This window comes from Thermus tengchongensis (assembly GCF_021462405.1).
Taxonomy (GTDB): Bacteria; Deinococcota; Deinococci; order Deinococcales; family Thermaceae; genus Thermus; species Thermus tengchongensis.
In genome coordinates this window covers 1-11,927 of sequence record NZ_JAKEDU010000023.1, presented here as the reverse complement: position 1 = coordinate 11,927, position 11,927 = coordinate 1, and the positions used below count along the sequence as shown (strand labels likewise).

Annotated in this window: 11 protein-coding genes, 1 tRNA gene, 1 rRNA gene and 1 pseudogene; 9 read left to right on the top strand and 5 right to left on the bottom strand. The window is 64.1% G+C overall.

What is annotated here, in order from left to right:
- The 4 genes and pseudogenes from L1087_RS12985 to L1087_RS12970 all read left to right on the top strand — a co-directional run.
- Positions 1-621: pseudogene (locus tag L1087_RS12985) on the top strand (IS200/IS605 family accessory protein TnpB-related protein); the annotation flags it as partial.
- A gap of 30 nt (positions 622-651) precedes the next feature.
- Positions 652-1,269, top strand: coding sequence for a ribonuclease HII (locus L1087_RS12980; protein ID WP_234559296.1), 618 nt, complete (start codon positions 652-654; stop codon positions 1,267-1,269).
- A 36-nt stretch (positions 1,270-1,305) separates the two neighbouring features.
- Positions 1,306-1,776 (top strand): DUF4384 domain-containing protein, encoded by a 471-nt coding sequence (locus L1087_RS12975; protein WP_234559295.1) that lies wholly within the window; start codon positions 1,306-1,308, stop codon positions 1,774-1,776.
- A gap of 80 nt (positions 1,777-1,856) precedes the next feature.
- Positions 1,857-2,936 carry a TRAP transporter substrate-binding protein gene (locus L1087_RS12970; protein ID WP_038040747.1) on the top strand — a complete coding sequence of 360 codons (1,080 nt, stop codon included), beginning with the start codon at positions 1,857-1,859 and terminating at the stop codon, positions 2,934-2,936.
- A 53-nt stretch (positions 2,937-2,989) separates the two neighbouring features.
- On the opposite strand, the gene L1087_RS12965 is transcribed toward L1087_RS12970, so the two are convergent.
- The 4 genes from L1087_RS12965 to L1087_RS12950 form a co-directional block, all read right to left on the bottom strand.
- Complete coding sequence (locus L1087_RS12965) at positions 2,990-4,483, bottom strand: TRAP transporter large permease (RefSeq protein ID WP_234559293.1); 1,494 nt, start codon at positions 4,481-4,483, stop codon at positions 2,990-2,992.
- Positions 4,480-5,019: a TRAP transporter small permease subunit gene (locus tag L1087_RS12960; protein WP_234559291.1), complete on the bottom strand. Its 540-nt coding sequence runs from the start codon at positions 5,017-5,019 to the stop codon at positions 4,480-4,482. Before L1087_RS12960 ends, L1087_RS12965 begins: the two co-directional genes overlap by 4 nt.
- Positions 5,020-5,127: 108 nt before the next feature.
- Complete coding sequence (locus tag L1087_RS12955; RefSeq protein ID WP_234559290.1) at positions 5,128-6,702, bottom strand: phosphoglucomutase; 1,575 nt, start codon at positions 6,700-6,702, stop codon at positions 5,128-5,130.
- A gap of 68 nt (positions 6,703-6,770) precedes the next feature.
- Entirely contained in the window at positions 6,771-8,582 is a 1,812-nt protein-coding gene (locus L1087_RS12950) for a peptidyl-prolyl cis-trans isomerase (protein ID WP_234559289.1), read from the bottom strand.
- A 44-nt stretch (positions 8,583-8,626) separates the two neighbouring features.
- Between L1087_RS12950 and L1087_RS12945 the strand changes: the two genes are divergently transcribed.
- From L1087_RS12945 to L1087_RS12930, 4 genes are all read left to right on the top strand, one after another.
- Positions 8,627-8,703, top strand: a tRNA-Arg gene (locus L1087_RS12945).
- An 89-nt stretch (positions 8,704-8,792) separates the two neighbouring features.
- Entirely contained in the window at positions 8,793-9,944 is a 1,152-nt protein-coding gene (locus L1087_RS12940) for an MFS transporter (protein ID WP_038040739.1), read from the top strand.
- Entirely contained in the window at positions 9,941-10,747 is an 807-nt protein-coding gene (locus L1087_RS12935; protein WP_234559288.1) for a universal stress protein, read from the top strand. The genes L1087_RS12940 and L1087_RS12935 overlap by 4 nt, the downstream gene beginning before the upstream one ends.
- Positions 10,748-10,795: 48 nt before the next feature.
- A complete protein-coding gene (locus L1087_RS12930; protein WP_135260205.1) occupies positions 10,796-11,227 on the top strand; it encodes a CBS domain-containing protein in 432 nt (143 codons plus the stop codon).
- Here the strand turns inward: L1087_RS12930 and L1087_RS12925 are convergent.
- Positions 11,224-11,571, bottom strand: coding sequence for a phage holin family protein (locus L1087_RS12925; RefSeq protein ID WP_135260206.1), 348 nt, complete (start codon positions 11,569-11,571; stop codon positions 11,224-11,226). The two genes, L1087_RS12930 and L1087_RS12925, sit on opposite strands and share 4 nt — an antisense overlap.
- Before the next feature lie 155 nt (positions 11,572-11,726).
- On the opposite strand from L1087_RS12925, the gene L1087_RS12920 reads away from it, so the two are divergent.
- Positions 11,727-11,927 (top strand): 23S ribosomal RNA (locus L1087_RS12920); the annotation flags it as partial.

Below are 11,927 nucleotides of genomic sequence, written 5' to 3'. Positions count from 1 at the left end.
CCCCTCCTTTCACGACCANAGGGCATCCAAAGCCTGGAGGTGAACCCCCAGGACACCTCCACCATCGGGATGCTGAAGTACGCCCCCCTCCTGTCCTTGTCCAAGGACGTGGCCGCGGCCTACGTGATTGGCCGACGGGCCTTGGGGTTCAAGGAGGAGATCCCCAAACCCCTGAAAGCCCTCCTCCAGGACCCCTCCTTTCACGACCACACCCGCCGCTTCTACGAGGGGCGGATAGCCCAGCTCAAGGAGCGGCACCGTGAGGAGAAGAACCCCTACCTCAGGCGCAGGCTCGGGCGGGAGCTTGCCCAGATGAAGAGAGCTCTCGCCACCCTTCCAAGCCTTCAGGGTGAGCCAGGCGGCCCTGCAGGGTCAACCGCGGGAAGGAACCCCCAGGGCATCCACGCCTGGCGAGCCCTGAGGGTAGGCCTCTTCCTTCCCCTCCTTGGGCGGAAGGTGCCGAGGGATCTCTCCCCCCGCAAGATACGGGCTACGCCCGTGACCAAGCCCATCCTGCTGGGATCGTGGGAGGGGTGGAAGCGAGGCTTAGACCCTCATCCTGGTGGGGGGTCGGCTGCTACGGATGCCCACCTACGCGTGGGGGGGGGTAGTGGTGGCTAGGGTTGACCAGGCGAGGCATAATGCCAGGGGATGAAAGGGGAACCGGGACCCCTCGAGGCCCCCTTCTGGTCCATGGGCCTAAGGGTGGCTGGGATAGACGAGGCCGGCCGGGGGGCCTGGGCGGGGCCCATCGTGGTGGGGGCGGTGATCCTGCCTCCTGGACGCTACCCTTTCCGCGATTCCAAGCTCTTAAGGCCAAAGGAGCGCGAGCGCTTGGCCGAGGAGGTGCGTCGGGTGGCCTTAGCCCATGCCCTGGGGATGGCGGAGGCAGGGGAGGTGGACCGGCTAGGGGTTTTGAAGGCCACCCTTCTGGCGGCGCAAAGGGCCTTGAACCTTCTGGATCCACCCCCTGAAGCTCTGGTCACCGATTACCTTCAGGTGGCCACTTCCTTGCCCCTCCTTGCCCCTCCCAGAGCGGACCGGAATAGCCCCAGCGTGGCCGCGGCCAGCATCCTGGCCAAGGTGCACCGGGACCAGCTTATGGTGGAGTTGGATCGCCTTTACCCCGGTTACGGGTTTGCCCGGCACAAGGGCTATGGCACCCCTGATCACCACAAGGCTCTTTTAGTCCTAGGGCCTTCCCCTGTGCATCGCAGGCGCTTTGCCCCGGTAGCCCAGGCTCCCTTAAGGTTTTCTGAAGAGGAGTAGTCCCAATTCAGGACTAAACTGAGGGTAGAGGTGGCCATGCGGCTTTTGTGGCTTCTAATGGCGGGGCTTCTTTCCGCCTGCACCCTGACCCTTGAAGGGATCACGGTCAGTTACCGCTGGGACTTCTCCCCTTCCATCCTTCGCTTTGAGTCGGACCGGGGGGCGGGGGCTACGTATTACGTAGGGGAGGAGGTGCGTTTTTTCCTTACCCTGGCAGAGCCGGGATGGATTAGCCTGGTGGCCATAGACCCCGATGGACGCACCTATGAGTTCGACCGCTTCTACCTGGGCCGGGGCACCCATCTGCTCCCTCCAGGGGCCTACCGCTATACCCTCACCCCTCCTAGAGGTCTCCATCGGGTACGGGCCATCTACACGGAGAGCCAGCCCGGGAGCCTGCGCCTGGAAGGGATATACACGGACTGGGATGCCCGGCTCAGGGTCTACCTGGATGCCTCTGGGGCCCGCCGCCACCAGGTGGTGGAAACCTACTTCTACGTCCGCTGACCGCATGGACTTGCAAAGGGACTTGCGCTTTCCACCCCCAGGTGGGGTATAATCCCCCCGGACCGCTAAGGAGGTCGACAATGAGGCGGCGTGACTTCTTAAAGAAGGCAGGTATCGGCGTAGCAGCCAGCACGGCTTTCGGCCCTGTATTCGCCCAGGCCCAGCCCAGCGTGAGGTGGCGGCTGGCTTCTAGCTTCCCCAAAAGCCTGGACACCATCTACGGGGCGGCGGAGGTGCTGGCGGAGCGGGTTTCCGCCCTTACCGGGGGTCGTTTCCAGATCCGGCCTTACCAGGCGGGGGAGATCGTCCCGGGCCTCCAGGTAATGGACGCGGTGCAGCAGGGCACGGTGGAGGTGGGCCACACCGCCAGCTACTACTACGTGGGCAAGGCCCAGGTGTTGGCCTTCGACACGGCGGTACCCTTTGGCCTCACGGCCAGGCAGCAGAACGCCTGGATGTACCACGGGGGCGGAATCGAACTCTTCCGCCCCATCTTCGCCGATTTCGGCATCATTCAGTTCCCCGGGGGTAACACCGGGGTGCAGATGGGTGGCTGGTTCCGCAAGGAAATCAAGGGCGTGGCCGACCTCCGGGGCCTCAAGATGCGCATCCCCGGGCCTGGTGGCCAGGTGATGAGCCGGCTCGGGGTGGTGCCCCAGGTGCTGGCGGGAGGCGACATCTACCCGGCCTTGGAGCGGGGCGTAGTGGACGCCGCCGAGTGGGTGGGGCCTTACGACGACGAGAAGCTTGGCTTCTACAAGGTGGCCAAGTTCTACTACTACCCCGGCTGGCACGAGCCCGGCCCCATGCTCTCCTTCTACGTGAACCTCCGGGAGTGGGGGCGTCTGCCCAAGGAGTACCAGCAAGCCTTTGAGGTGGCGGCCGCCGAGGCCAACCAGTGGATGATGGCCAAGTACGACCGGCTGAACGCCCCGGCCCTCCAGCGCCTCATCCGGGCGGGCGTGCGCCTGCGCAAATGGCCTGCCGACGTCATGCGGGCGGCGCAGAAGGCGGCCTTCGACTGGTACGAGGAAGAGGCGGCCAAGGACGCCACCTACCGCAAGGTCTTCACCGCCTGGAAGGCCTTCCGCGAGGAGCAGTACCGCTGGTTCGGGGTGGCGGAGCTAGGCTACGAGCAGTTCGCCTTCCCCGCCGTGTAGGGGAAAACCCTGGGGCCCGGGGCTTTGCGCCCCGGGCCCATAAGCTTGCCCCTTTAGCCCCCTAGGCCATTTACAAACCGCAGGATGGGGTCCCGCAGAAAGTAGACCAGGACCAGCACCAGGAGCTGGAGGCCGATGAAGGGGATGCCTCCCAGGTAGATGTCCCCGGTCTTCACCTCCCGGGGGGCCACGTTCCGCAAATAGAAGAGGGCGAAGCCGAAGGGCGGGGTGAGGAAGGAGGTTTGCAGGTTTACCCCCACCAGGAGGCCGAACCACAGCTTGTCGATGTTGAGCGCCTCGGCGCCGATGGCCAGGAGGGGCAGGGCGATGAAGGCGATCTCAAAGAAGTCGATGAAAAAGCCCAGGAGGAAGACCAGAACCATCACGAAGAGGATGAAACCCACCTCACCCCCCGGAAGGCCCGTGAGGAAGCCCTCCACCCAGAGGTCCCCATCCACCCCACGGAAGACCAGGCTGAACAGGGTGGAGCCGATGAGGATGAAGATGACGAAGGCGGTGAGCTTGGCCGTGCCCTCCATGGCCCCGTAGAGCACGGGGAAGGAGAGCCTGCGGTTCAGGGCCGCCAGGACCAGGGCCCCCACCACCCCCATGGCCCCGGCCTCCGTGGGGGTGGCCAGGCCGATGAGCACCGTGCCCAGCACCAGGAAGATGAGGACCAGGGGAGGCACCATGGAGAGGAGCGCCCGTTGCAGGAGGCGGTTTCTGCGGATCCAGGGCAGAAGGACCAGGGTCCAAAGGGCTAAAGCTACCAGCACTTCCAGCCACTCCGCCCAGGAGGGGAGGAAGCGGCCCACGGCATAGGCCCCGGTTCCCACCAAGAGGTACGAGAGGAGGGCAAAGGCCGTCTGGGCCTCCTTGCCCGCATCGGGGCGGGCTTCCAGGGGTAGGGCTGGGGCCCACTTGGGGCGGAAAAGGGCCACGTAGATCACGTAAAGGAAATAGAAGCCCACCGTAAGCCCGGCGGGGATCAGGGCCGCCTTGTACATGTCCCCCACGCTCACCCCCAGCTGGTCGGCCATGACGATGAGGACCACGCTGGGGGGGACGATCTGGGCCAGGGTGGCCGAGCCCAGGATCACCCCGCTGGCGAAGCGGGGGTTGTAGCCGTACTTGAGCATGACGGGCAGGGAGATGAGCCCCATGGCCATGACACTGGCGGCGACGACCCCGGTGGTGGCGGCCAGGATGGCTCCCACGAAGACCACGCTCAAGGCCAGCCCCCCCCGGAAGGGGCCGAAGAGCTTACCCATGGTATCCAGAAGGTCCTCGGCCAGCCCGCTTTTCTCCAGGATGATGCCCATAAAGGTGAAGAAGGGGATGGCCAGGAGAAGCTGGTTGGACATGATGCCGAAGATGCGGTCGGGCATGGCCCGTAGGAGAGGGGCGGGGAAGATGTCCAGGGCTATCCCCAAAAAACCGAACACGATGCCCACCGCCCCCAGGGAGAAGGCCACCGGGTACCCGGAGAGCAGGAAGACCACCAGGGCTAGGAACATCAGGGGAGGCATGAGGTTTTCCAGGTTCATTCCACCACCTCCTGCTCTTCTGCCGTCATCTGGAGGTGCCCGGTCAGGTAGGCGATGCGCTTGATGAGCTCAGAAAGACCCTGCAAGGCCAAGAGGGCGAACCCCAAGGGCAAGGCCAGCTTGATGGGCCAGCGGGGAAGACCGCCTACGTCGGGGGACATCTCCCGCCCGAGGAAGGAGCCTTTCGCCCAGTCCCAGGAGAGGTAGATGACCCCTATGGCCATGGGGAGGAGGAAGAGCACCGTGCCTATGATGTCGATCCAGGCTTGGGTGCGCTTAGAGAAGCGGCCGAAGACGAGATCGATGCGCACGTGGGCGTTGTGCTTCAGGGCGTAGGCCCCCCCCAGGAGGAAGATCAGGCTGAACATGTACCACTGGGCCTCGAGGTAGGCGTTGGAGCTATAGCTGAAGCCGTAGCGCATGATGGCGTTGCCCGCGGAAAGCAGGGCCACCAGGAGGACCAGCCACACCACCAGCCGTCCCACTCCTTCCGTGAGGGCGTCTATCCACCGGGATAAGGTTATCAGCACTCCCATTCGCGGCCTCCTTTGTCAACGCCTTAGGATGCAGCCCGCCGCATCTTAATGCGGGGTTTTGGGGGGTGTCAATGCGAGAGGCGTTGGGAAGGGTAATCTGAACAAGCATCAGGCAAGGGCCCGGCGCACCAGGGCCATGGCCGCCTCCAGCACCTCCTGCAGGTGGGCTTCTCCCTTGAAGCTTTCCGCGTACACTTTGGCCACGTCCTCGGTGCCGCTGGGCCGGGCGGCGAACCAGGCACTTTGGGTGACCACCTTGAGGCCCCCCAGGGGCTCCCCGTTTCCCGGGGCCCGGGTGAGGATGGCCAGGATGGGTTCCCCTGCCAGCTCCTTTGCCTCCACGTCCTCGGGGGAGAGGCGGGCCAGCTTGGCCTTGGCCTCGGGAGAGATGGGGAGGTCCTTGCGGGCGTAATAGGGGCGGCCCAGGGTCTGGGCCAGCTCCTCGGAGAGCTCGTCCGGGGCTTGCCCCCGCTTGGCCATCATTTCCGCCGCCAAAAGGCCCAGAAGGAGGCCGTCCTTGTCGGTGGAGAAGGGCCTGCCGTCAAAGCGGAGGAAGCTCGCTCCAGCGCTCTCTTCGCCCCCGAAGCCGAGCCAGCCTTCCAAAAGCCCCTCCACAAAGTACTTAAAGCCCACGGGGGTCTCGTACACCTCCCGGCCCAAGGCCTGGGCCACCCGGTCCAGAAGGGCGCTGGTGACCGCGGTCTTGCCCACCTTGGCCTTAGGCCAGGTGCGGGTGGTGTAGAGGTGGTGGACGGCAGCGGCCAGGTAATGGTTGGGGTTCATGAGGCCCCTCTTGGTCACGATGCCGTGGCGGTCGGCATCGGGGTCGTTGCCGATGGCCAGGTCATAGCGTTCCTTCAGGGCCAGGAGGCCCGCCATGGCGTAGGGGCTGGAGCAGTCCATGCGGATCTTGCCGTCGTGGTCAGGGGGCATGAAGCGGAAGGCGGGGTCTAGGGTGGGGTTTGCCACCTCCACGTTTAGCCGGTAGGCCTCGGCCAGCCGCTCCCACACCCTTAGGCTCGCACCCCCCAAAGGATCCACTCCCAGGCGCAGGCCAGAGGCCCGGATGGCCTCGAGGTCCACGGCCTCCCGGATCTTTCCCACATAAAGCCCCACGTAGTCAAAGGGCTTGGCCCTTTTCAGGGCCTCCCGAAGGGGGAGGTGCTTCACTCCCTTTAGCCCTTCCGCAAGGAGGGCGTTGGCCCTTTCCTCTATGGCCTTGGTGATGCGGGTGTCCGCGGGGCCGCCTGTGGGAGGGTTGTACTTGAAGCCCCCGTCCTCGGGGGGGTTGTGGCTGGGGGTGAGGAGGACCCCGTCGGCCTTGGCGGGATGTTGGGCGTTATGCTCCAGGATGGCCAGGGAGACCAGGGGGGTGGGCGTGGGGCCCCCGTCCGCGGCGATGCGTACCTCGAGGCCGTTGGCAGCAAACACCGAAAGGGCCGTGGCCCAGGCGGGCTCGGAGAGGGCGTGGGTGTCCTTGGCCAGGAAGAGGGGCCCCGTGGCCCCCCAAGAGCCCCGCAAGTCGGCAATGGCCTGGGCTATGGCCAGCACATGGGCCTCGGTGAAGGTGCCCTTAAGGCTTGTACCCCGGTGGCCGCTGGTCCCAAAGGCCACCCGCTGGAGGGGGTCTTCCGGGTCCGGGCGTTCCTCGTAGTAAAGGGTAAGGAGCTTGAGGAGGTCCATGGTCCCATCTTAAAAACCCCAAGGGGCCCCGGCCACCTTGGACCAGGGCCCCTGGGGTTTCCCTTGGGCTAGGGCTTAGCAGGCGCCTGCTCTTGGGGCTTGCTTTCCTGAGGCTTTTCCTCGGTTTTGGGGGTGAGCTCCGCTAGGACTTGGCTCAGCCGGTTTTCGATCTTGGCCTCCTTGCGCAGGGCTTGGATCAGCTCTTGAACTTTGTTCTGCCGCTTCTTGGCCACCACCCCCTGTTGGGCCTCGGCGACCACCTGGGCGAAGGGCTTGAGCACCTCGGGTTTGCGGTTACGCACCAGTAGCACGGTGAAGGTGCCGTCCTCCATCTTGATGACCTCGCTCACCTCCCCTAAAGGCCCCTTGGGGAAGGTTTCCTTGATCTTGAAGACCAAGCGGTCCAGCACAGCGGGCAACTGGTTGGGGTTCACGGCCCCATACTCAGTCACTGTCCCCTCCTGGGCTTTGGCCAGGGCCTGCAGGTCCCCACCCCGCAGGGCGGCCTCGCGGAAGGCTTTGGCTTTGGCCTCGCTCTTGAAGTTGACCCCCACCACCTCGGCGCTGGCCGGCACGGTGAAGAGGGCTGGGTTCTCCGCGTAGAACTTCCGGGCCTCCTCCTCCGTGGCCGAGAGGTCCCGGGTTTCGTAGAGGAGGTAGGCCTGGGCGATCTCGTCCTTGTTACCGATGAAGGGCTTGCCGCTCTTCTTGGCGGCCTCCACCAGGAGATCCCGGTCGATGAGGCTCTCCAGGGTCTGGGGCAGGAAGAACTGCACCGCCAGCTCCCCCAAACCCTGCTGGATGAGGGCGGCGGTCTGTTGATTGGCGAAGACCGGCTGCAGAACCTGGCTCAGGAGGATCTCCTGTCCGTTGACCAGGGCCACGGGGGGGTTCTTGTAGACGTAGGGCATGTTCTCCGCAAAGCGAACCTGGGCCTTCTTGCGTAGGTCCTCGAGGTAGGTTTCCAGGGCCCCGTTGCCCTTGGCTTCTTGGGCGTCCTTCTCCACCTGCTCCTTCACCTCCTCAAAGGAGGGGGTTTTGGCAGGCAAGTACTCCTCCACCTGCACCAGGTAGTACCGGCCCCCTGCCTCTATGGGCCCCACCAGGCCCGGCCCCTTCTGGGCGAAGACCGCCTCCGCCACCTTGTCCGGGAAGACCACCTTGGTCACCGGCTTGGGCGTGTTCTCCCCTGGGCCTGCCCCCAAGGCACCCCCTTGCTCGGCACCCACCTTGGAGTATTGCTTAGCCAGGGCGGCGAAGTCCTCCCCGGCCTTGGCCTTGGCCAAAAGCTCGTCGGCGAGCTTCTTGTCGTCCACCACGATCTGCCGCGCCTTTACTCGGTCTTCCCCCTTGTACTTGTCCTGGAAGACCTCAAAGTAGAAGCGGACTTCCTCCGGGCTGGGTTTGGCCGCGGAGCGCACCTGGTCCAGGCGCTTTTGGATCTGGAGCTGGGTTTTGATCTCGCCTCTGAGCTGGGCATCCGTATACCCCACCTGGTTCAGGAACTGCTCGTAGGCCTTCTTATCCTTTAAGCCGAACTGTTCCCGGATGCGGTCTACCTCCTTGCGCACCTCGGCGCTGCTCACCCGGACCCGGGCGGCGTCCTGCTTGAGGGCCTCGGTGAGGATCACCTGCTCCAGGAAATGGGTGTCCACCAGGTTCTTGAGAAGTCCTTGCGGGTTTGCGGCGTAAAGAGGGTCGTTCCCCTGGAACCTAAGCAGGTCCAGCTCGTAGACCGCCTTCCCGTTCACCCACAGCACGGGTTTGCCCCGCGCCTGCTGCCCCGCCTGCGGGGTGAAGAGGAGGATGGCCCCCACGGCGAAGGCCAAGGCCAGAAGACCGAAAAGGATGGTGATGGCTCTTTTGCTGATACCGAACACTTGACCGCCTCCTCCTTAGCGTGCTAGGATACTTCCCGCTGAGTGCGCCCGTAGCTCAGCTGGACAGAGCGTCGGCCTCCGGAGCCGAAGGTCAGAGGTTCGAGTCCTCTCGGGCGCGCCATTTTTCTTTTTCCCCCGCCTACCGGAAAGCCCACAAGCACGGAGGAATTGTAACACACCCTCCATGAGAGAGGGGTTTAACATGGGAGGGTGCTGCCGCTTCTCTTGGCCTGGCTCCACACCGTCAACGACCTCTTTTCCAACTTCCTCACGCCTCTTCTGCCCAAGCTGATGGCCCACTTTGGGGTAGGGCTCGGGACGGTGGGGCTTCTGGTGTCCGTGTATTCCCTTACGGGTAGCCTTTTCCAGCCCCTGGCCGGCCTCATCGCCGACCGGTTGGACCGAAGGCTTTTGGCAGCCTTGGGGCCGGTGCTGGTGGCTTTGGGCATGGGCTCCTTGGGCCTATGGCCCCGGTTCGAGGTACTGCTTTTGGTCCTGGGGTTTGCCGGCTTAGGTTCGGCTCTTTTCCACGCCTCGGGGGCTAGCCTGGTGGGGGAGTTTGCCCCTAAGGAGCGGAGGGGCTTTTGGCTTTCCTTTTTCGGGTCCGCTGGGTACCTGGGCCTTTCCCTGGGACCGGTGGTGGCCTTGTTCGCCGTGGGGGCCTGGGGGCTTAAGGGCCTAATGTGGTTAACCCCGCTTGCCTTGTTGCCGGCCTTGCTCCTCCTACGCTTGCCCCCCGTGCGGCGGCAAGGAAAGCCCGCAGGCTTTAAGGACTTCCTGAGGGTTTTTCGCGGGGACGTGGCCCGGCTTTGGGGGATGGCCACCTTAAGGAGCCTGGTGTTTATGAGCTTTTCCACCACTTTACCCTATTGGTTTACCCAAAGGCACCTTTCCGATGCGTACATTGCCTTAAGCCTTTCCACCTATAGCTTCTCCGCCACCTTGGGCGCCTTCCTTGGGGGCACCCTTTCCGACCGCTTAGGGCGGAAGGCGGTTTTGGTGGGGACCCTGGCCTTCGGGCTTCCCCTATATCTGGGCCTTCTTTTCCTGCCCCCTGGGGATGCGCTCTACCTGGCCCTTTTGGCCCTCACCGGGGCCTTGATGAACGCGGGGATCCCGGTGGCCGTGGCCTTGGCCCAGGAGCTGGAACCGGGCCAGACGGCCACGGTTTCCGGGCTTCTCATGGGCTTTACTTGGGGTTTCGCCGGGCTCTTCTACGCCCCCATAGGACACTTGATCGAGGTCTTTGGTGTGATGCCGGTTCTCCTGGCCTTGGGGACCTTGATCCTGCCCGCTTGGGCCTTGGCCCAGGGGGTACGGGAACCGGGGGCTGGGCCTGAGGGCCGTAAGATGGATCCATGAGAATCCTTCTGGCCACAGATGGCTCTCTCCAGGCCCGGGGAGCGGAAGTGCTGGCGGAGTGGCTTTGCTACAAGCTTTCCGCCAAGCTGGTGGCCCTTTACGTCCGGGATTCCCGCCTCATCCGGGTGCTGGAGCTCATGGACTTCGGGGCCCTTACCGTGCCCGTGCCCGCCTATCGGGAAGAGCTGGAAAAGGCCCTTTCCGCCCATGGCGAGGCCTTATTGGAGCGCATTCGCAAAAGCGCTGAGGAGGCGGGGCTTCAGGTGGAGGTCTTCGTGGAAACCGGGTTGCCCCATGAGGTGATCCTACGCCATGCCCGCACCGCAGACCTCCTGGTCATGGGCCGAAGCGGGGAAGCCCATGGGGGTAGTTTCGTGGGGTTGGGAAGCACCGTGGATAGGGTTTTAAGAACCTCGCCTACCCCGGTTTTGGTGGCGCCCACCGACTACGTGGAGATAGAAGGGGCCATCCTGGGATACAACGCTTCGGAAAGCGCGGTGCGGGCCTTGCACACCTTAGCCAGTTTGGCCAAACCCCTGGGGCTTTTAGTGCGGGTGGTGAGCGTGCACGACGATCCGGTGCAGGCGGGAACCTGGGCCCTCGAGGCGCAGACCTACTTGCAGGACCAGGGGATCCGGGTGGAGTCCCTGGCCTTCTCGGGCGATCCCGCAGAGCATCTTCTGTCCTTGCAAACCCCCTCGGATCTTTTGGCCCTGGGAGCGCCAGTGCGCCGCCTGATCCTGGGGAGCACCGCCGAATACGTGGTGCGCCATGCGGTGGGGCCGGTCCTCACCGTGCGATAAGCGCTTGCCCGGTCTGGTATAATGAACCCCTAAAGGAAAGGAGGTTCTATGACCGTTCGGCAGGTTCTTGTGCGCAAGGGGGGAGGGGTCTATAGCGTTCATCCCCAGGCCACGGTGTTGGAGGCCCTCAAGAAGCTGGCCGAGCACGACATCGGGGCCCTCCTGGTCATGGAGGGAGAGAGGCTCCTCGGCGTCTTCTCCGAGCGGGATTATGCTCGGAAGCTGGTCCTCTTGGGCCGGTTTTCCAAGGACACCCGGGTGGAGGAGGTCATGACCCGCGAGGTGATCACGGTGACTCCCGAAACCACCTTGGAAGAGGCCATGCGCCTGATGACCGAGCACCGGGTGCGGCACCTTCCTGTCTTGGAGGAAGGAAGGGTGGTGGGGGTGGTTTCCATCGGGGATGCGGTCAAGGCCATCATCACCGAGCAGGAGGTCCTGATCGAGGAGCTTTCCCGCTACGTGATGGAAAACCGTTAATCCCGCAACAACCAGGTAAGGAAAAGGCTCACCAGGGATAGGATCAGGGCTCCAACCAGAGCTCCGGCGAATCCGTGCACCTCGAGGGCGGTGGCCTGGGCCACCAGGTAGAGCACCATCCCGTTGACCACCAAGGTGAAAAGCCCCAGGGTCAAAAGGTTTAAGGGTAGGGTCAGGAAAAGGAGGATGGGCCGCAGCAGGGCGTTGGCCAGCCCCCATACGGCCCCTGCCACCAGGTAGTCTAGAAGCCCCGCTTCCCGGGCGAAGGAAACCCCAGGGTATACCAGGCTCACTACCCAAAGGGCCAGGGTGTTTAAGAAAAGCCGAGCCAGTAGGCCACGCATGGCCTTAGCTTACCCTGAGACCCCGCCCACCCCCCTTGACAGAGGTGCTTGGGTCTGGTACTTTTTTCTTTGCGCTGCCTGAAGGGGCGGCGGGGGATCTTGAAAGCTGGGGTGGAGGAATAGGTGAGTCAAGGCCGTGTGGAGCGGTCTTGGAGGGTCAAGATGCTAAGGGCCCACGGTGGATGCCTTGGCACCCGAGCCGATGAAGGACGTGGCTACCTGCGATAAGCCAGGGGGAGCCGGTAGCGGGCGTTGATCCCTGGATGTCCGAATGGGGGAACCCGGCCCGTGGGAACACGGGTCACCGCTCTTTGAGCGGGGGGAACCTGGGGAACTGAAACATCTCAGTACCCAGA